Here is a 21,261-nt window from a genome sequence, read left to right as displayed (position 1 = left end):
TCTAAATGGGCGTAATAGCTTTCAAAAGATAAATTTAGGTAAGATTTTCTTCGATAGTTTGAAATTTATTATCAGATTTAATAGAAGGTACAATTAATCGAAAACATGTTTTCTCATGTTCAGGAATGTAGAGTAAACGCGCTTGATTGGCTTCACAAAATGCTTGTGATAAATAGAGCCCCAGTCCTGTACCAGCTTTATCTGTTGTAAAAAATGGATCGAACAAAAGTTCTAAATTTCCAGCACTAACACCATCACCATTATCTAATATATCGATTATAACATCGTTGTCTGCGCAGTAAATGTCGATTTCTACATAAGCGTGGGGATGAGCATAGCTGCTATAACGCAGGCCATTGTTGATTAGGTTGATTAATATCTGCTCTAACTGATGAGTATCAAATGATATGATGGGTTTGGTTTTTATTCGTAGAAAAATGTCGTGTCCTTGGAAATAATTCTCCAAAAATGATGGCATCCATTCAGCCAATTCGAGCACCTGCTGGGTAGCCGTCTGCTGACGAGACAGCTTTAAAATATCTTCGATGATACGGTTTACACGCTTTGTCTGTGAAAATATCATTTCATAAAGCTCATGGTTGCCGGTCATGGCAGCATTCGATTCACTTGTTAATGCACTGTCATCTTCCATTTGTTCTGCAACATCTTCCATTAATAGCTGGCTGGCTTGCGATATCGCTGCTAATGGGTTTCTGATTTCATGGGCAATACTGGCAGTTAATTGCCCTAGAGAAGCCAGTTTTAGTTGTTGAGCATTAGCTTGCTCACGGCGTAAGTCTTCTAATATGACAAGTTTGCTATCGTCTTTTAGTGGAATAATCTGTACACGTAATTTGCCAAATATTGAGGCATTTGCCACAGCTGGCACATCGTAGGTAAAAGCGCGTGACTGCCCAGATGCTACTGACAAGCAGGCATGAAACAACTGGGAATGCTGTTCATTGAGTTGCTGCTCAAAATTAGAGAGAAGTGCTTTGTTATGAGTCTCTTTTGTATCGTCAAGGGTATTCTGTGCTGTAGTAGGCGTGACAAGCGAAAGGCTCAGCAATTGATGTGCTGCAAGATTTGCTAAGACAATATGTTGCTTATCGATAACGATAACACCATTCACCATCTGCGTGATAACTTCTTGATTAATCACGTTAAGTCGCTCGACTTCCTTAGCATGGTTTGCCGCGACTTTCTCAAGCTGTACTAATCGCTGAGAGATAGACCAGCTCAAACCGCCCACTGCTAAAAAACTCGCTGACATCAGTAGCGCATCACCTAGATTGGCTAGACTCATGCTATTAGCAATAGCGTAGAAAAATTGCTGATAAATAACGAGAATGATGGCAAGTAACGTAATAACCAGCGCTTGTGAACCATGTAGTAGCATAAAGCTAGCCGCGACGACTACCATGTATAACATGGTTAGCTGCAAATCAGGGTTGCCTGTCGTGTAGAGCAGTAGACTTAATATAATAACGTCTAAGGCCAGTCCGAATGCCAATTGGCGGCGCATATGTTTTCTAACGACATAAAATAATCCAAGCAGTATCAAGCTTAGAAGTACATAGAAGCTTAGAGTCGTTTGTTGTAAAAAACTCGGTAAAGACGCGCTATCACCGGTACGAGCAGAGATGTATAGCATGAGCATAGAGAACAGGCTAACGACGAAACGATAGCTGCTATAGATCAACCCCAACTTACGCAACTGCGGCAGAGGAAGCGTATCGTCGTGATGTACATAACGAGTAATGGCAGAGCTAAGGTTGGTAGCAGGGTTCATAAACTGGCCGTAATAAAATAAACGCTAAAATGGTTTATGGTTGAATCAGACCATGACGAATGGCCAAATGAGTCAGTTTAACATCACTATCAACCCCAACTTTTTCATAAATACGGTAGCGATACGTATTAATAGTCTTGACGCTAACAAATAATTGATCAGCTATTTGCTGAGGGCTCTGACAATTAACAACCATCATCGCCACTTGTTTTTCTCTGTCACTTAATAAGTCAAAAGGGGAGTTTGCGTTATCAGATAATAAAACGTCTGCTAACTGTTCAGCAACATCTTGACTGAAGTAACGACCTCCTTGATAAATCTTTTTGACCGCACGTATCATTTCATCAAGCGGCGTGCCTTTGGTAATGTAACCATTCACACCTGCTTTGATCAGCATTGAGGGATAGGGCTGTGCAGACATACTACTGACCGCCAAAATCTTGATACCCATGTCGAGTTGTATCAGGCGTTTGGTTGCTTCGAGCCCGCCAATATTCGGCATATTGACGTCTAGCAAAATCACGTCAGGATGTAATTGTTTGGCCTGTTTGATAGCCATGTCACCGCTGTCTGCTTCACCTACTACTTCAATATCGGGGCTGTCTGACAACATACGGCTAATACCCATCCGTACCAAATCATGATCATCTACCACTAATACTTTAATCATAACCATACTCTTTATTGATTGTCAGAATGAACGCTTTATTAGGTCCAAATAGTATAAAAAACGAATATATTTCAACCATTATTGTCATCTTCGTATATTCAAAATACCGCTGATTAATATAACAAAATACGAGTAATCATAACATTCGAAGTTAAATTATATTGCTGCAGTGTGAATTGATGTTTCTGTAATATAAATTGGTTGTAGTAAAGTTTGAACGAAACCAAAAAAAACTACTAAATCAGTTTGATAGATTAAACTTAAATGTAAACCATGATACACTAAAAATACAAAAGCTCTATGTGAGTACTTACAAACACATCTATAAACGCTACGTACGTTTTTGGCGTCAGACAATATGTAACTGGCGTAATAGCGACAGCAGGAGGCATAATGAAGCAACTACCATTAACCAAACAGCAATTGATCGCTGCTATGATTTCATTGAGTTTGGGCAGTGTTGCACAAGCCGCACTTACAATTAATGGTAGCACTGACACTGCTTCTAGTGCACGCCTGAGTTGGGGCGGCGCTGATAGTTTGTCTGAAGCTCGTAACATAATGTACAAGTCCAATGGCTCTGCTATTAAGAAAGTTGATAATGGCTACGGCACTACCAATATTACGAATACTAATAGTTTTGCTAGTAGTAATAACACCAATAGTGCTCGCTATAACACAACTTATCGTGGGGCATTCGGTAGCAGCGATATGATTCCGATTAGTACGGATTCACGTAGTGTTGCGGTGATCGATGCTGAAACAGGCGAATCTATCTACGAAAAAGATGCTGATATCGCGCGTCCTATGGCTAGTATCACCAAGGTTATGACGGCTATGGTCGTATTGGATGCAGGCCTTGATATGCGTGAAGAAATCACGCTTGATCCAGAAGATTTCGTTGGTCCAAAGCGTGCAAGCTCGCGTTTGAAATCAGGTGATCGTTTAAACCGTGCTGAGATGCTATTGATGGCATTGATGAAGTCTGAAAATCCAGCGGCGAAGAGTCTGGCACGTAACTACCCAGGTGGATATGATGCCTTTATGCGTGCGATGAATCGTAAAGCGCAAGATTTGGGCATGAATACGGCATTTTTTGGCGATCCAACTGGACTTGATAAGCGTAATGTAGCTTCGTCAAAAGATTTGGTCAAGATGGTACGTGCTGCTGGCAACTATGATGTGATTCGTCGTTTTTCTACCACTAAGAGCTATGACTTTTTTGTCTCAAATTACTCAAGTGGTAACCGTACCTACAAAGCCAGTAATACCAGTACGCTGGTTCGTGATGGTAGCTATCCAATCGGAATCTCTAAGACAGGCTTTATTAATGAAGCTGGACGTTGTGTTGTGATGGAAACTCGTGTCAACAATCGTCCTGCGATTATCGTTATCTTAGGGGCAAACAGCTCAGCAACACGTTGGGGCGATGCTAAAAATATCTTAAATAGTTTGGCTACACGCCGTACAGTATAAGTTTGCTGTTCTAAATGTATAAAAAAGCTGTTATATCATATAACGGCTTTTTTATTGTGTTGAATTTAAGCATTAAGGATACATGCTATGAGTTATTCACCATTCTCTTCAGTTATACCTAAGCTATATTTATTGACCAACGATGATGAGTTTGAGCTGTTATATCAAAAGCTAGAGGCAGCCTTGTCGACAGGGTTAATTGCGCTATTACAAATTCGTCGTAAACAAGTTCTTAGTCTGCCTGATGGAGCTACAAAGCTTTTTGATGAGGCACAAAAAATTGTTGAGTTAGCTAAAAAGTACAACGTGACAGTTGTTATTAATGATGACGTGAAGTTTGCCGAAAGGCTTGGCGTTGGGGTACATCTTGGTCAAACAGACGGCAGTATCGGTGATGCTCTACAGTCTTTATCGCCGCATCAAATAATCGGTCGTACCTGCCATGGTGATGTAGCGCTGATTAAAGAAGCAAAAAATGACGGCGCAAGTTATGCTGCGATGGGTGCTGTATTTACTTCTACAACTAAGCCAAATGCTAACATCGTTTCGCGTCAGCAGCTTTTTGAAGGATGTCAGCAAGGCATACCAATCTGTGTAATAGGTGGGTTAACCGCAGAAAACATCTCAGAGCTAGTAGATTTGCCCATTGCGCTTGTAGCAGTAGTTGGGGATATTATGGACTTGCCAGTAGCAGACATAGCGCAGCGTTGTCATGAATGGCAGCAGGCATTTTCTAAATGGAAAATACCTACTTGAAGTACGCTTCTTAGATAGGTTTTGGAGTAGCAATAGTCTTATAATATAATATTAATATGATAGCGCTACTCAGCGTGCTCCATACATAAGGTAGCATAGGGTAGCGCTTCTAAGCGTTGCTCTTCGATTGGCTCGCCGCAGACTTCACACTCGCCATAAGTACCGTTTTCAATCCGACTCAATGCATTTTCGACATAGATTAAGCTTTGACGTGCCTCGCTCATCAAATTTTTGCGCATGTCGTTTTGACGATAGGATATGGCCTGATCTTCCCAATGTTCATTGAGATCATCTTGCGGATTTTGGATGTGATCTTCTATTTTATCAATTCGAGATTCGTACTCATCTTTTAATTTTAATAAGTTTTGTTTAGCAGTGTCTAGATTGATGCTCATTATTTTCTCCTAATGGGTTATTTTTATTGTCAATGTTTCTATCATAAAGAGCTTGACTGCTGAGTACCACCACGAAATGTTACGGTTTATTGACTATGCTTAAAGCTAGCAACTGCAATTGTTGTCATCGAATAATGGTCTGAGAATATAGACTAAATATTTTAAACATGCTGAAATTTGTGACAGGTTGCTTGTGAGACTGCGCTAGAAAACTGGTAGAATACACCGCCGCTGAATTCTGCTTACTTGATCGAATCATCAGAGTGGTTTGATAAGTGTCAGAGCTAAGCGTTAAAAAACATTAAAAAGTAATAAAGCTGATAGTGACTCTATAGCTTAGATATAAGATAGCGTAGTTATAAGCTAGGCGAGCGAGAATGCTACGAAATAGTAGATCGATCGAGCTTAGCATCGAATCTGATTTATATAGAGCGGACTATAATAGTCATATTAGTAACGACAGTAATCGCAAATTAACAGATAGATTGATGCATAGGAGCAGGTAATGAATTTTTTGCGTATGAGTGAATTGAACTTAACGGATAAAGTAGTTTTGATTCGAGAAGATTTAAATGTACCTATTAAAGACGGTAAGGTCACGAGCGATGCGCGCTTGCAAGCCAGTCTTCCTACCATCAAAATGGCGCTCGAAAAAGGTGCTGCGGTAATTGTTTGCTCACATTTAGGCCGCCCAACAGAAGGCAATCCTGAAACTGTATACTCATTGGCACCAGTTGCTGACTACTTGACGGAAAAATTAAGCTCGCAACTATCGACACCTGTACGTCTTAATACTGATTATCTTACCCAAGGTGCCAATGTAAAATCTGGCGAAGTGGTTCTATTAGAAAACGTACGCTTCAATGACGGTGAAAAGAAAAACGATGCCACGCTAGCGAAAAAGTACGCTGATTTGTGCGATGTGTTTGTGATGGATGCTTTTGGTACAGCGCACCGTGCACAGGCATCAACAGAAGGCGTTACGCAAGCGATGCGTCAAGCAGACAAAACTGTGTGTGCAGGGCCGTTGTTAGCTGCTGAACTTGATGCTTTAAGCCTAGCGCTTGAAACACCAGCACAGCCAATGCTTGCTATCGTTGGTGGATCAAAAGTATCTACGAAATTAGAAGTACTACACAGCTTGGCTGAAGTTTGCACACAGATTATCGTTGGTGGCGGTATTGCTAATACTTTCTTAGCAGCACAAGGCCATAGTGTGGGTGCCTCATTGTACGAAGCAGACTTGCTCGATACTGCGCGTGACATTATGACCAAGACTGAAATTCTACTGCCTGAATACGTCGTAGTCGCTGATAAAAACGACATCGATTTTGCTGACTTTACTGGCTCATTGCAAAAAGCCACCGCAACGATCAAATCAGTTGATGCGATCGGTGACAATGACATGATATTGGATATCGCACCAGAAAGCGCAAAACAGCTTGCTGATGCCATTATTAATGCAAAAACTATCTTGTGGAATGGTCCAGTGGGTGTCTTTGAAGTTGACGCTTTCGGGCAAGGTACACAGATATTGGCTACTGCTGTAAGAGACGGCGATGGTTTCTCTATCGCGGGCGGCGGTGATACGTTAGCGGCTATCGATAAATATCAGGTTGCTGATGGTGTGAGCTATATGTCAACAGGTGGCGGTGCGTTTTTAGAGTTTGTTGAAGGTAAAGTACTTCCGGCAGTCGCTGCGCTGCAAATAGATGCCTAACTAATTAACGATACTCTGTAGCTTAGTAACATTAGACGTACAACTAACTTTAAATAACTAAGGTAGTCTGTAAAAATAATATTTTGGCTGTTGATTTACTTGTTTTTATTAGCATAAGTAGGTGCAATAGCCATCGATTATTATTAAGCAGTCATTATTTATTTATATACTGAAAATTATTATTGCATGTCTGATTCGCACTCTATAAAATAGCGCGACCATGTATTTTGACATGCATTATTTACGAGAGGTTTATTATGTTAAAACGTCATTTATTACTTGCTAGCGTACTTGCTGGTACCTTTGCAATCACTGCATGTAGCCAACAAACAGAAGAAAACACTGAAGCTGCTGTTGAATCTGCTGGCGATGATGCTGCTGCAAACGCTGATGCTGCTGCCGCTGAAACAGATGCTGCTGCTGCTGAAGCTGAAGCTGCTGCTCAAGACGCTGGTACTGAAATTGCCGAAGGCGCTGACACTGCTGGTGCAGCTGCGACAGACGCTCTAGAAAACACTGGCGATGCTATTGCTGAAAGCACTAACACAGCGGTTGAAAATACTGCTGAAGCTGTTGCTGATGGCGCTAACGCTGTTGCTGATGGCGCAAATGATGTTGCAGTTGATGCAGAGCAACAGTACTAAGCTACGCGATAACTAAGCACTATAATGACTGATTTAAAGGGACGCTATCGGTTGATAGATAATCAGCGGTAAATAATCTCTAAAAATTGTCATTGCTTTATAAGCCTCAAAATACTAGAAAAGCCTTGGTGATTGCCAAGGCTTTTTGCGTTGTACGTCATTGTGATAGTTTATAAACTGTCACTTTATGAAAGTTAAACTGAGATCAAAAGACGGTATAGACTGACAAATAGTCGGTCAACCGCTACGAAGACAGAACAATTTTTGCTATAATCACCGCGTGGTAATCATATCCAATATCATTCAGAATTTTACTAGCCTATATACGGTTAGTATGGTCGAATATACAGTGAAATGATTGCTATCAAGCTGTTTTTTAAAATACTATTCAAAATCTAATCAGAGAGCGTCTTATGGCCCTAATATCCTTACGTCAACTTCTAGATCATGCCGCTGAACACAGCTATGGTGTTCCTGCCTTTAACGTCAATAACTTAGAGCAAATGCGTGCAATCATGATGGCTGCGGATGCTTGTGATTCACCTGTCATTGTCCAAGCCAGTGCAGGCGCACGTAACTATGCAGGGTCAGCATTTTTGCGTCATTTGATTATCGCTGCGATCGAAGAATGGCCACATATTCCAGTAGTAATGCATCAAGATCATGGTATGTCGCCAGCTATCTGCCAACGCTCAATCCAGTTAGGTTTTTCATCAGTGATGATGGACGGCTCACTTGGTGAAGATGGCAAAACGCCAATGGATTATGACTACAATGCTAGCGTCACGCGCGAAGTCGTCAAAATGGCACACGCTTGCGGTGTTTCTGTAGAGGGCGAAATCGGTTGCCTAGGTAGTCTTGAAACTGGTATGGCTGGTGAAGAAGACGGTTCTGGTGCTGAAGGCATATTGGATCATGAGCAGCTTTTGACCAGTGCTGATGAAGCTGAGCAGTTTGTAAAAGATACCAATGTCGATGCATTGGCGATTGCTATCGGTACTAGTCATGGTGCCTATAAGTTCACACGTCCACCGACAGGCGATATCTTGTCTATTGAGCGCGTAAAAGAGATTCATGCCCGTATTCCTAATACTCATCTTGTCATGCATGGTTCTTCATCAGTGCCACAAGAATGGCTAAAAGTTATTAATGAAAATGGCGGTGATATTGGCGAAACTTATGGTGTGCCAGTTGAGCAAATCGTTGAAGCGATTAAACATGGTGTGCGCAAAGTAAACATCGATACGGATTTGCGTCTGGCTTCAACTGGTGCTATCCGTGAATTCCTTGCAAAAAATCCAAGTGAATTTGATCCACGCAAATACTTTAAAGCATCTATGGTAGCGATGTCAGATATCTGTACCAATCGTTTTGAAGCGTTTGGCTCTGCAGGTCAAGCACACAAAATTCGCCCAACCAGTCTTGAAGGTATGGTGAATTTTTACCAATAAGACTTTGTTGTAGAACGTAGTTGTTAATCATGAAGTAGCAGCTGATTTTATAATATTTTACATAAGAGGTCGTAAATAATGATTGGATTGATTTCCGGACAGGTGCAGTACTTGATGGCACCGACGGCTTGTATCATGACGACTTCTGGTGTGGGTTATGATATCGAACTGCCATTGCCTTCATTTTGTCAGTTACAGCTTAATGAACAAGCCAGCATTTGGACACATTTCCATGTTCGCGAAGATGCCCAGTTGCTCTACGGTTTTATCGATCGAAAAGAGCGTGATGTCTTTCGCCAGTTAATTAAAATTAACGGGGTTGGGGCAAAAATGGCCTTGGCTATGCTGTCTGCAATGTCAGCAGCTGAGCTAAAGATGCACGTCGAACAAGAGTCGGAGACGGCATTAACTCGTATCCCAGGCATCGGTAAAAAGACGGCGCAACGCTTATTAATTGAGCTAAAGGATAAGTTAAAGAATATCGACGTTGATAGTGGTGCGTTTGAATTAACGCCTCAGGAAACTACGATTTCTCATGAAGGTAGTATTATTGCTGAAGTGGAAGGCGCGTTGATTAGCTTGGGTTATAAAGAAAAAGAAGCTCAGCTAGCGATTAAAGCTGCTAAGAGTAAAGGAGATACTTTTGCTGATACTCAAGGCTTGTTAAAAGCTACTTTGCAGCAGCTATCTGGCTTTTAATTTATATTAATTAGTCGTCTATCGATGACAACCACATAATGTATTAAATTAATAAGCGACATTAAATGTCGCTTATTTTCGTTTTAGTGCTCGCTTAATAAGGTTTTGGATGACTTATGCGCAGCGTTTGTTTATGCTATTTGTTAACTAATTTTTTAATATAATGATAAATTCTATGACGCAAGATCGTTTAATTAATCCGCTAGAAGGTGCAAGTGACGCTCCTGATGCCAATATCCGACCAGCATTATTGGCTGAGTATATTGGTCAGCCGGTGGTACGTGAGCAGATGGAAGTGTTCATCGGTGCTGCACGTGGCCGTGACGAAGCGCTAGATCACACACTTATATTTGGTCCACCGGGTCTGGGTAAGACGACCCTCGCTAATATTATCGCTCGTGAAATGGGTGGTAATCTGCGTTCTACTTCAGGGCCTGTGCTTGAGCGCCCAGGAGATTTGGCAGCCATGCTGACCAATCTAGAAGCGGGTGACGTACTGTTTATTGATGAAATTCACCGTCTAAGCTCGGTTATTGAAGAAATCCTTTATCCAGCAATGGAAGATTTCCAATTAGACATTATGATTGGTGAAGGGCCTGCTGCACGTTCTATCAAGCTTGATTTGCCGCCGTTTACCTTGGTAGCAGCAACAACTAGAGCAGGGCTGCTAACCTCACCACTACGTGACCGTTTTGGTATTGTACAGCGCCTTGAGTTTTACAACATCGCTGATCTAACGACGATTGTCAGCCGAGCAGCACGTCTAATGCGCGTACCAATGAGTGAAGATGGCGCTGTAGAGATTGCCCGCCGCGCACGTGGTACACCAAGGATTGCTAACCGCCTATTACGCCGTGTGCGTGACTATGCCGAGGTAAGAGGCGACGGTAGTATTAATGGCGCGATTGCTGGTAGCGCGTTAGATATGTTGGCAGTGGATAGACGTGGTCTTGATCATCTAGATAGACGTTATATCGAAATATTGCACGAGCGCTTCGATGGTGGTCCTGCTGGTGTTGAAGCAGTAGCAGCTGCGATGGCTGAAGACCGGGGTACACTTGAGGACGTAATTGAGCCATATCTGATTCAACAAGGTTATGTGCTGCGTACGGCTCGTGGCCGCGTACTGACACAGATGGCAATCGACCAGATGTTATAGCAATCAGTTTTTAGCCAAAAAAATGCGCCTGCTTTTGATGAGAAGTAGGCGTATTTTTTTTGGCTATTGCTTTGGTTTTAGTATGGTCTTAGTTTTTCTAATAGTATTAGGAAATAGATAAAGCCTCAGGCCATATTTTCCCTGGGTTAAGGATGTTTTTAGGGTCGAGGGCTGCCTTAATAGCTTTCATAAGTATCAGCGCATTACCATGTTCTTGCTGCATGTATTTTTGTTTGCCTTGTCCGATCCCGTGTTCGCCCGTACAAGTACCATCCATCTCGATAGCCCGTGTGGCGAGACGACCGATAATACCCTCAGCGGTAGCTACCTCTTCAGGATTATTGGTATCGACCAATAATAAAACATGAAAGTTACCGTCGCCTACATGACCTACAATTGGTCCAATCATCCCTGATGCTTCAATATCTTTTGCAGTGGCGTTGACACATTCTGCCAAGCGCGAAATAGGTACGCAAGTGTCAGTCGATAGGGCGCTTGTCTCAGGACGTAACGCACAGCTAGCATGATAAGCATTGTGTCTTGCCTGCCAGAGACGTTTACGCTCAGCTTCATTGGTATCCCAAGCAAAATCACGACCATCAAACTCTTCGATGATATCAGCAAATATTTGCGCCTGTTCAGCAACACTTGCCTCTGTACCGTGAAATTCGACGAATAGCGTAGGCGTTTCGGTTAGATCGAGATTGGCATATTGATTACATGCTTTGATTTGCATTGCATCAAGCAGCTCGATACGAGCAATAGGTAAGCACATTTGAATCGTTAGCATTACTGCCTGGCAAGCATCTTCAATGGTTGAAAAATGACAAATGCCGCTGCCTATACACTCGCTAATACCAAATAGTTTCAGCGTGACCTCAGTGACAATACCAAGCGTGCCTTCTGAGCCTATCATCAAGCGCGTCAAATCATAACCGGCTGCAGACTTCTTAGCGCGTGTGCCTGTTCGTACGATATCGCCACTTGCGGTCACTACTTCTAGTGCGAGTACCACATCTTTCATAGTGCCATAACGCACCGCATTAGTACCTGAGGCACGAGTGGCGACCATGCCGCCAATACTGGCATTAGCACCGGGGTCTATCGGAAAAAACAGCCCTGTATCGCGCAGATAATGGTTTAGCTGCTCACGCGTCACGCCGGGCTGAACGGTAACAGTCAGATCTTCATTATTGACCTGTAAAATAGCATCCATCGCATGCATATCGATGCACAGTCCACCATAGGGAGCATTTAATTGTCCTTCCAAAGAAGAGCCGATACCAAAAGCAATCACTGGCATCTGATGCTGATGACAAATCTCAACGGCCGCAGCTACTTCCTGTTTGTCCTGTACTGTTAATACTGCATCTGGCGGCTGATTGGCTAACCACGTCATGGTATGGCCATGCTGCTCACGCACTGTAGTGTTCAAACTCAGTTGCTTGCCAAAGCGTTCTTGCAAAGCTGTGATAGCCTCACTATAGTCTGGTTTACTAGTGTTATGGGTCTGTGACAGTGGTAGCGCTGACATGAGGGTTCCTATAGATCACGAGAATATTTAGCATTAACTTAGCATATTCAATATCCATTTGATATGCTTTGTTGACAGACATTTGTTCTATCATAACTAAGTTAGGATGCGCCAAACAACTACCAAAATAGCCAGTATATAAAATATAGGTGATAGCCAGCCGATAACTTGCGTAGCGATAGCAATAAAAATAGCAAACCCTGCAAGTGCCAACCAATCACGACGACGGTCGTTTAGCATGTCAGCGCGAATCTGTTGTATCTCGCGTAGTTGACTGTCCTGACGAGAGCTCTGTGAGGCAAGGCTTTGTAGCCCTTGATCTAATAGTTTAGGAATATCGGTAGTAGACAGAAGCATTTCAGGCAGTTGTTGACGCAGTTGCTGTAGATTACGCATAGGATCTAACTGCTCTTTAATCCAACTGCTTAGAATTGGCTTGGCAAGTGACCAAATGTCCAGGTCAGGATACAAATCACGACCAAGTCCTTCCACATGGACCAAGGTTTTTAGCAGAAGCATCAGCTGCGGTGGGATACTCATATGGTGTCTACGCGCAATGTCTAAAATCTGCATCAGTACGCCAGCAAAGTCGATATCATCGATCGACTTCTGTAGCATAGGACCAACGGTACGTTTCATATCACGCATTAGGGCATGCTTATCAGCATTTGGTGGTATCCAACCTGCACGGCTCACAATATCGACTACAGCGGTAAAGTTATTATTCATTACGGCAAGTAACATCCGCGCTACGATGAGCTGATCGTCTTTTGATAAAGTGCCCATGATGGCGCAATCAAGCCCGATATAACGTGGTTCATGACCTAAATCAACTGCGGCCATACCTGCATGTAGAGTTTGCACAGGTGGCGTCTCCACGAACACATTGCCTGGATGCATATCAGCGTGAAAGAAATTATCACGGAAGACTTGGGTGAAAAATATCGTTAGGCCTTTTTCTGCAAGCGCTGCACGATCATAACCTAACTGATCAAACATCTCAACTTGTGAGATAGGAACGCCTTGGATACGCTCCATGACCATCACGTTTTTGGCAGCCTCATAAACTTCAGGCACATACATCAATGCTGAACCCAAAAAGTTATTACGCATCTGAGTAGTATTATCAGCCTCAAGCGTCAAATCAAGCTCATTGAGCATGACTTGCCGATAGTCTTCAACAATATCGATGATATGAATAGCACGTGCTGCTTCAATTCGTGCAGATGCCCAACTTGCCAATTCCCGCAACAGTTCAAAGTCAGAAACAATCACAGTGCGAATATCAGGGCGCACTACTTTTACCACGACTTCACGCCCATCATGTAAGGCAGCAGTATGAACTTGGGCAATAGAAGCAGCTGCTAACGGTTTGATATCGAATCGGGCAAACAGCTTTTCAATCGGTTGGCCAAGACCATGTTTAGGGTGTTGAATTTGAGCGACAGCAATATCAGCGTTAAAAGGCTTAACTTTGTCCTGCAACTGAATCAACTGAGCGATAATCTCAGGCGGCACCAAGTCGCGACGCGTTGAGAGTAACTGGCCTAATTTTAGGAACAGCGTACCCATGTCCTCAAGCGCATACTTAATCGCATTTGGTTGGTGCTTCTTGCCCCATGCTGCTGGATGCATGCGAATCAATCGCGCTAAAGGTTGTAGCTGCGGTGCTTCTTCGATAGAAAAATGGGTATCAAGGCGATACATTGCGGCGATACGCCAAAGCTCAAGTAGACGAGCGCGGTGCGATAATAGCATGAGGTTAGGTACTCTAAACAAAGACGAAAAAGGGGTAGGCGCTGTGCTTAATCATAAATAGTACTATCGGTAATAGCGTTCATTTATGATTGATGCAATCGGCTATTGATGAAACGAGTTGTTAAGAAACTGTGCTTGCTCTTCTTTAATAGCAGCAAGTTTGGCTTCTTCTCGTTCGACGTCAGCACGTAATTTTAACAATAGCTGCTTAAGATCATTTACTTCAGTCATCTCGATAGGGTCAGGTGTGCTATTGCCAGCCACTTCATTGGCCCAATCACTAACGTCATCAAAAGCACGTTTGGCACTATGACGCCAGCTACCTTTAAGCTGAGAGATAAGAAGGTGTAACTGGCTAGCCATTGGTTTACCAATAAACGGCTCAAGCTGTCCAGCCACGTCAGGATCAAATCCTGCAACCAGTTGTTTGAGCTGCATTAGCACCTTGTAATCACCAGCAATTGGCAGGTTACCTTCTGCGCCACGCATTAGATTGAGCAGTTGAGCGGCATTGTCTACGGTGATGGTGCAGTCTGGACGACTGTGACCAAAACGTGCGCGTTCCATGCTGGCTTTTTGGCGCTCACTCATCTGGCCACTTGGCTCAAATACGCTCTCCGTCGTGACCGGCTCAAAGCGCAAACGTTCATGAGTGAACAGGATGTCTAAATGAATCTCAGGCAGTCCCATATTAAGACGTAACACCTTACCTGCAAGCGGCGCTAAACCTGCTTTGGTAATCTCATCACTAGCAATGGCAATGTTAATTAGCTTTTCGGCTCCAGCTAATAGAAGGACAGTCAGCATAAGGCTCTCGCATCGGTAAGTGAGCGCCTTTGCATTAGCTGCATCAGCGCATGGTATGTTCGTGTTAGGTTCAATATGGTCTGTTAAACGTAATAGTCTTGCTAATCGTACTCTATCGTTACGCTTTAAAGCCGCGATGGACAGCCACGATACCAGCAGTCAGGTTATGATAATCACAGTTCTCAAAACCAGCCTGTTGCATCATCTGCTTAAGTGTCTGCTGATCAGGATGCATACGAATTGACTCAGCCAAGTACTGATAACTTTCAGCGTCATTAGCAATCAGTTTACCCATCACTGGCAATGCAGTAAATGAATACAAATCATAGGCTTTAGATAGTGGCTCAAATACTGGCTTTGAGAATTCCAAAATCAATAGACGACCGCCTGGCTTTAGGACGCGATACATAGACTTTAGCGCGGCATCTTTGTCTGTGACGTTACGCAAACCAAAGCTAATAGTGACCAAATCAAAGCTTTCGTCATCAAATGGTGCTAACGTCTCAGCGTTTGCTAATACAAAGTCAACGTTATTACAACCAGCATTGATCAGGCGCTCACGGCCCACTTCTAGCATCGCAGCATTGATATCAGATAGTACGACATGGCCATTTCTACCGACTTCACGGCTAAATACTTTAGCCAAATCGCCCGTACCACCAGCGATATCAAGGACATGCTGACCAGCACGCACGCCCGATAGACTAATCGCATAACGCTTCCACAGACGATGAATACCAAATGACATCAAGTCATTCATGATGTCGTATTTTTTGGCAACAGAAGTGAATACGTCAGCCACACGTGCTTGTTTTTCTGCTTTATTGACTGTCTTATAGCCGAAATGCGTCTGCTCGTTGCCGTCTGTTTCAGGCGTGTGCGGATTATTGATGTCATCACGCTGATTGAACAGGGTTTGTTTTATGGTTTGCTCTGAAGTGTTTGTGCGAGTCGTTTTGTCGTTGTTTGGCATAGTAGTTTGTTGGCCTTGCGGCGTCCCAGTTGGTAGGTCTTGAACTTTAGTAAAGTCGCTATTGTCATCACTAGCAACGCTATTATTTTTGCTCGGCACGACATTGGTTGTTTGATTGCGTAATATCTGCGCACTAATCTGCTGATTATGAGCAATACTGTCTTTTACCAGCTTGTCTTGCAAATGACCATTGGTCGTTGTGGCTTGATTAAAAGGAGCACTGCTATTTTTTGAATTATCAGTCATTATGTTGTCCTAGAATTTATTTTTATGATTGTCTTTATCGGAGGAAGTCGTTAAATAGTAAGCGTCAATTGGCTATTTAACATATTGACCTTATGATACACCAAACGCTATCGGCTTACTGCCATTATCCGTATCATGAACCTGATCAATAATGGACAGTTCACGCTTGCAGAACGGCTCAATAAAATCGCTGACGCTGCTCAAAGGTTTCATGGCCTTAAAGCCTGTATCAATAAAATCATAAAGCGGCTGGTAGCCATGACGATAGGCTGTACTTTTTGCTAGTGCAAAGGCTTTTTTGAGCATAAACGAATTTAGGTGTTTGTCCGTGCGATAACAGACGTCTTTTAAATTGGCAATCTGAACTCGTCGCTCGTCTTCTTCATCGACAGTACGGTAGGCGGCTAGCATATTCTCTTCGTTTACTGGCAAATCTTGAGCGAGTAACCACTGGGCTAAATGCAGATCTAGCTCAATAGCAAAAATCGCTGCTTGGATACCCATGCTACCAGCCTCTAGGGCTGACTCTTTAGCAAGACGTTCTAGCTTTTTCGCTTTTGGCAAGATACGTGCTAACTGCTCTGCCAATAACTTGAATTCTTCGCCGCCATATAGTTGGGTGAGGAAGTAATCTGCCATTAGTTGGTTTTTAGGTTGTTCAAATAGCTCGCGATGCGTTTTCTGGAGACGTGCTTGTTGCCATGATTGTACTTCTTTGAGCTTAGCGTTTAATGCATCATCTTGGTGATGAGGCATCGCCCAAAAACGTGTTAAATGCTGTTGTAAATCAGCTAAAGCGGTCATGGCAGTGAATCCTGTAGAAGTAAATAGGGTGATCAAATTTAAGTATGGTTGTTTTAAGTATCGTGATTCAGGGTTATGAGCTTTTGAACAACTGTTCTATACTATACTCAAAATTGCGTTCACCTTAAAAGAAAATAATTAAGAATACAAATACCAATCTGTTACACAGTAATATTATTTACCCGATTGGCGTAGTGCTATGATTAAATGAAATAAAAATGAACAATAAGATCGAAATATTGAGAGTTATCTTATCGAGAGCTATCCCATAAGTCATTCATTAGTAAAGCAGCCCAATAAGAATAATAGCGAGTGTAGACATGTCTAAAAAAAATGATACTACTGAACCAAAAGCACCACAAGCGGTAAGTACACAATTTAGTGAGCAAGTTGTAGAGCAGCGTCTAAAGCCTAATCCTTTAAGTCAGTTTTCACTGGATGAGGATTCGCTTAGATTGGCATTGGTGACAGCTCAGTATGCTTTAAAAGCCACTCGCCAGCAAACGCCGCCGACCCTCAATAAACCAACAGGTCTGTTAGTACTAGTTAATGGAATGGAGCAGGCGGGTAAAGGTACCGCCGTTAAACAGTTACGGCAATGGGTAGATCCAAGGCTGCTTAAAGTTGAGGCTACCATTGGTCATTCGCCATTGAACTATCAACCCATTTGGCAAGCGCATACTAGCGCCATGCCGCGCCATGGTGATGTCATGGTGTATTTCGGCAACTGGTATGCTGATTTATTATACAACGTCATGCGACTAGCGACATCAGATAGTGAGAACCTTGAAGCATTATCAAATAATAAAGGGCAAAAAGATAAAAATCTGCTTCCTATCGCTCAGTGGCAAGACTATCTACAGCAGCAGTTGGACACGCTAAAAGCATTTGAAAACGATCTCATTGCCAATCAAACCAAGTTATTAAAATGCTGGTTTCATGTTGATATCGAAACGTTGCACAGTCGCTTAAAGGATGACGAAGCAGATCCGCAGTTTTTGTATCAAATTGACTGGAACAATAAGCAAGTCATTGAGAAGTTTAATGAGGTAGCTGCGACCTTGCTGCGTCAACAGGATGACTGGGTCATCATTGATGGTGATGATAAGTCAGAGGCCGCTGATAATTTTTGTCACTTGGTGCTACATGCTATGCAAACCGCGCTGGCGAGTAGTCAGGCAGATAGCAATGACAACGACAACGACAACGACAATAACAAGGAAACGTCAGAAAACCGTTCCCAGTCCGAAAAACTGAAACTTAACTCAGATACTAAGCAAAAACAGTTTGAGCCTGTACTGATACCTAAGCAACTGACATCTATTAAAGATAAAAAAATCAGTAAGTCCGACTATCGTGAAACATTGACGGAGAAGCAAGCAAAACTAGCTGAGTTGCTACGTGCACGCCAAGGTCGGCATGTTGTGTTTGCCTTTGAAGGAATGGACGCTGCTGGCAAGGGCGGTGCAATCAAAAGGTTGGTCGCACCGTTAGATCCTCGCGAGTATCAAATCTATAATATTGGCGCGCCGATGTTATATGAGACCCAGCATCCTTACTTGTGGCGATTCTGGACGAGATTGCCTGACGAGCAAACCAATCGTATTAGCCGTATCGCTATTTTCGATCGTACTTGGTATGGGCGCGTGTTGGTTGAGCGCATCGAAGGATTTGCGTCTACTGATGAATGGCAACGAGCATATGATGAAATTAATCGTTTTGAGGCGGACTTGGCAGCAGCAGGAACGTTGGTTATCAAGTATTGGTTAGCGATTGATAAAAAAGAGCAGCTTAAACGGTTTGAAGATCGTCAAGAAACACCGCATAAGCAATTTAAACTAACGGATGATGACTGGCGTAACCGTGATAAATGGTCAGACTATGTGCAGTCTGCAGCAGATATGCTGGCACGCACGGATACAACGACAGCGCCATGGTGTGTCATTGCGACCAACGAAAAGCGTCAGGCGCGTTTAGACGTGTTAGATCATGCTATTGAGCAGTTGTCTGCATTTACTGAAAGTAAGTAGTTGTTAGAAATGCCTGAAGCTTAAGGATTCTTATAGGCTCATATAATTGTATTTCCTAAGTATTTCCTAAGTAGGATGGCTCGAAACATATTTGAGCTATCCTGTCTTTTATAGAGTGTGGTATTGTCCGTATACACTCGCAGTTACAAATCTCGCAATATCATCATGCATTATGTGCTCATATTTAATATAATAAAGCGCAAAACAGCTTCTGCTAAATAATAATTTTAATTTAGCAAACAACGTGTTTTAGTTATTTAGTATAGATAACTTAATAATTACGACAAAAATTGTTACAATAGCTGTTAGTAATACCACAAATATCGCTAAGAAATATATAAGCCGCAAGATGCTGTAATCAGACGATTTGGCAATATCACTTGCGGCTTTGTGACATGTTGAAGGATGTACTTCTCCTTTCGTTATAGTCGGTTTAAGACCTTCTAACCGCATGTTATATATTTTCTATTGCTACTTCATTAGATGCCGTAACAAGCACTGTGAGTAGCAGCGCAATATTATCAACCTCATATAATTTTAATCAGCTTACGCAGGACGTACTAACGTATGGGTATTAGCAGCAGTTCTACAGAGTCAGTCAAGCCAGTTGGCTCTATGAGAATCAATCTATTTTTTGCCATTTTACTGATTGCGATGACTTCCTACTTCTTGTGGTGGGGTTTAGATTACACCATGCGTCAGCAAACGACGCTATTCATTGTGGCGACCGCTTTTGGTGTCTTTATGGCATTCAATATCGGTGGTAACGATGTCGCCAACTCCTTTGGTACTTCGGTGGGTGCAGGGACGTTGACTATCCCGCAAGCATTGGGTATTGCCGCGATATTTGAAGTATCGGGGGCAGTCCTTGCAGGCGGGGAGGTGACTGATACGATTCGAAGCGGCATCGTCGATCTAGATGGTCTATCAGTGACGCCCAATCAGTTCATTTATGTCATGCTCTCCGCATTGGTTGCAGCAGCATTTTGGCTGTTATTTGCGACCAAAAAAGGTCTGCCTGTTTCGACCACTCACTCCATTATCGGCGGTGTGATTGGTAGCTCCATTGTTTTAGGTATCACGTTAGGTGGTACGGACATGGCGCTATCAACGGTAGACTGGGGAACGGTTGGAACTATCGCTATTTCTTGGGTGCTGTCACCGCTACTAGGTGGCGTGTTGTCTTATCTTTTATATGGACAAATCAAGAAAAATATCATTGAATATAATGATAAAACTGAAGCTTATATTGCTACGCTAAAAGGCAATAAAAAAGTCTTAAAGCAAAACCACAAAGAGTTTTTGGATGGTTTGACAGAGTCTGAGCAATTGGCCTATACGTCAGCGATGCTACGTGATCAGGAAATCTATAAAGATGATGATTGTAACGTTGAAGATCTAGAAACTGATTACTACAAAAAGCTTTATGATATTGAGAATGAGCGCAGTAGCCTTGATACTCTAAAAGCACTTAAGCAATGGGTACCTATCATTGCTGCCGCAGGTGGTGCGGTAATGACTTCTCTAGTCGTCTTTAAAGGTCTTAAAAATGTTAATAGCGGCCTGACCACACTGCAGGGCTTCTTGATTATGGGTATGATAGCGGCGCTAGTATGGTTAGCGACCTATATCTATACCAAGAGTATTCGCGGTAAACACAAAGAAGATTTGACCAAAGCGACGTTCATTATGTTTAGCTGGATGCAGGTCTTTACCGCGTCAGCTTTTGCCTTCAGTCATGGTTCAAACGATATCGCCAATGCGGTTGGTCCTTTTGCCGCTATCATGGATGTGATTCGTACCAATAGTATCGCTACTGAAGCTGCTGTGCCACCTGCTGTTATGTTGACCTTCGGTGTGGCACTAATCGTTGGTCTTTGGTTCATTGGTAAAGAAGTAATTCAAACCGTTGGTACCAATCTAGCGAAAATGCATCCAGCTTCAGGCTTCTCAGCTGAATTGGCTGCTGCTGCTGTTGTAATGGGCGCATCGACAATGGGTCTGCCTGTATCAAGTACTCATACGCTAGTAGGTGCGGTATTGGGTATCGGTATCGTCAACAGAGATACTAACTGGAAGCTTATGAAACCGATTGGCTTGGCTTGGATTGTGACGCTGCCTGCAGCGGCTACTATGTCTGCCATCAGCTATCTGGTATTGAGCAACATTTTTTAATGCGCTGTTTTTATCAATGAATCGTCGTAATTGAGTTTGAATAACTAGGGCGTGTCATCAATTAGCACAGTTATTTTAGAATAAGCTATAGTAACTCTATATTTAGCAATCTGAGTAAAACCCTCATGACAAGACGCCATGCCCTACGAGATGACCAATGGGCGAGAATTAA

The 21,261-nt window shown here is 42.8% G+C and carries 17 protein-coding genes; 9 read left to right on the top strand and 8 right to left on the bottom strand.

Features of this window, described 5'->3' with window-relative positions; genetic code table 11:
- Positions 1 to 34 precede the first annotated feature (34 nt).
- Together QL898_RS08440 and QL898_RS08435 are read right to left on the bottom strand one after the other, a co-directional pair.
- A complete protein-coding gene (locus QL898_RS08440; RefSeq protein ID WP_290176466.1) occupies positions 35 to 1,792 on the bottom strand; it encodes an ATP-binding protein in 1,758 nt (585 codons plus the stop codon).
- A 34-nt stretch (positions 1,793 to 1,826) separates the two neighbouring features.
- Positions 1,827 to 2,462, bottom strand: a complete 636-nt coding sequence (locus QL898_RS08435; RefSeq protein ID WP_101206382.1) for a response regulator — start codon at positions 2,460 to 2,462, stop codon at positions 1,827 to 1,829.
- A 393-nt stretch (positions 2,463 to 2,855) separates the two neighbouring features.
- On the opposite strand from QL898_RS08435, the gene QL898_RS08430 reads away from it, so the two are divergent.
- Together QL898_RS08430 and QL898_RS08425 are read left to right on the top strand one after the other, a co-directional pair.
- A complete protein-coding gene (locus QL898_RS08430; protein WP_057760963.1) occupies positions 2,856 to 3,938 on the top strand; it encodes a serine hydrolase in 1,083 nt (360 codons plus the stop codon).
- Between the two features lie 87 nt (positions 3,939 to 4,025).
- Positions 4,026 to 4,694 carry a thiamine phosphate synthase gene (locus tag QL898_RS08425; protein WP_160020821.1) on the top strand — a complete coding sequence of 223 codons (669 nt, stop codon included), beginning with the start codon at positions 4,026 to 4,028 and terminating at the stop codon, positions 4,692 to 4,694.
- A gap of 65 nt (positions 4,695 to 4,759) precedes the next feature.
- On the opposite strand, the gene QL898_RS08420 is transcribed toward QL898_RS08425, so the two are convergent.
- Positions 4,760 to 5,089, bottom strand: coding sequence for a TraR/DksA C4-type zinc finger protein (locus QL898_RS08420; RefSeq protein ID WP_160020822.1), 330 nt, complete (start codon positions 5,087 to 5,089; stop codon positions 4,760 to 4,762).
- Positions 5,090 to 5,594: 505 nt separating this feature from the next.
- Here QL898_RS08420 and QL898_RS08415 point away from each other — a divergent pair.
- The 5 genes from QL898_RS08415 to ruvB all read left to right on the top strand — a co-directional run bounded on the left by QL898_RS08415 (position 5,595) and on the right by ruvB (position 10,762).
- Complete coding sequence (locus QL898_RS08415) at positions 5,595 to 6,809, top strand: phosphoglycerate kinase (RefSeq protein ID WP_290176465.1); 1,215 nt, start codon at positions 5,595 to 5,597, stop codon at positions 6,807 to 6,809.
- A gap of 257 nt (positions 6,810 to 7,066) precedes the next feature.
- Positions 7,067 to 7,453, top strand: a complete 387-nt coding sequence (locus QL898_RS08410) for a hypothetical protein (protein ID WP_057760955.1) — start codon at positions 7,067 to 7,069, stop codon at positions 7,451 to 7,453.
- A gap of 413 nt (positions 7,454 to 7,866) precedes the next feature.
- Positions 7,867 to 8,904, top strand: coding sequence for a class II fructose-bisphosphate aldolase (gene fba, locus QL898_RS08405; protein WP_160020825.1), 1,038 nt, complete (start codon positions 7,867 to 7,869; stop codon positions 8,902 to 8,904).
- 78 nt (positions 8,905 to 8,982) lie between these two features.
- A complete protein-coding gene (gene ruvA, locus QL898_RS08400) occupies positions 8,983 to 9,603 on the top strand; it encodes a Holliday junction branch migration protein RuvA (RefSeq protein WP_160020826.1) in 621 nt (206 codons plus the stop codon).
- 175 nt (positions 9,604 to 9,778) lie between these two features.
- Entirely contained in the window at positions 9,779 to 10,762 is a 984-nt protein-coding gene (gene ruvB, locus QL898_RS08395; RefSeq protein WP_057760949.1) for a Holliday junction branch migration DNA helicase RuvB, read from the top strand.
- A 106-nt stretch (positions 10,763 to 10,868) separates the two neighbouring features.
- On the opposite strand, the gene QL898_RS08390 is transcribed toward ruvB, so the two are convergent.
- From QL898_RS08390 to QL898_RS08370, 5 genes are all read right to left on the bottom strand, one after another.
- Positions 10,869 to 12,296, bottom strand: coding sequence for an FAD-linked oxidase C-terminal domain-containing protein (locus tag QL898_RS08390; RefSeq protein WP_290176464.1), 1,428 nt, complete (start codon positions 12,294 to 12,296; stop codon positions 10,869 to 10,871).
- Positions 12,297 to 12,392: 96 nt separating this feature from the next.
- Positions 12,393 to 14,054: an AarF/UbiB family protein gene (locus QL898_RS08385; protein ID WP_290176463.1), complete on the bottom strand. Its 1,662-nt coding sequence runs from the start codon at positions 14,052 to 14,054 to the stop codon at positions 12,393 to 12,395.
- Between the two features lie 102 nt (positions 14,055 to 14,156).
- Positions 14,157 to 14,861, bottom strand: coding sequence for a hypothetical protein (locus tag QL898_RS08380; RefSeq protein ID WP_290176462.1), 705 nt, complete (start codon positions 14,859 to 14,861; stop codon positions 14,157 to 14,159).
- Between the two features lie 118 nt (positions 14,862 to 14,979).
- Positions 14,980 to 16,080 carry a bifunctional demethylmenaquinone methyltransferase/2-methoxy-6-polyprenyl-1,4-benzoquinol methylase UbiE gene (gene ubiE, locus QL898_RS08375; protein ID WP_240990893.1) on the bottom strand — a complete coding sequence of 367 codons (1,101 nt, stop codon included), beginning with the start codon at positions 16,078 to 16,080 and terminating at the stop codon, positions 14,980 to 14,982.
- Between the two features lie 90 nt (positions 16,081 to 16,170).
- Positions 16,171 to 16,884: a hypothetical protein gene (locus QL898_RS08370; RefSeq protein WP_160020830.1), complete on the bottom strand. Its 714-nt coding sequence runs from the start codon at positions 16,882 to 16,884 to the stop codon at positions 16,171 to 16,173.
- A 320-nt stretch (positions 16,885 to 17,204) separates the two neighbouring features.
- On the opposite strand from QL898_RS08370, the gene QL898_RS08365 reads away from it, so the two are divergent.
- The gene (locus QL898_RS08365) at positions 17,205 to 18,914 is read left to right on the top strand and encodes an ATPase (RefSeq protein WP_290176461.1); all 1,710 of its coding nucleotides are present in this window, start codon (positions 17,205 to 17,207) and stop codon (positions 18,912 to 18,914) included.
- Between the two features lie 567 nt (positions 18,915 to 19,481).
- Positions 19,482 to 21,089: an inorganic phosphate transporter gene (locus tag QL898_RS08360; RefSeq protein ID WP_290176460.1), complete on the top strand. Its 1,608-nt coding sequence runs from the start codon at positions 19,482 to 19,484 to the stop codon at positions 21,087 to 21,089.
- Positions 21,090 to 21,261: the final 172 nt, after the last annotated feature.

The organism is Psychrobacter sp. APC 3279 (assembly GCF_030407795.1).
Lineage (GTDB): Bacteria > Pseudomonadota > Gammaproteobacteria > Pseudomonadales > Moraxellaceae > Psychrobacter.
Note: the sequence above shows the minus strand (reverse complement) of the source record. Positions and strands in the feature narration are given on the sequence as shown.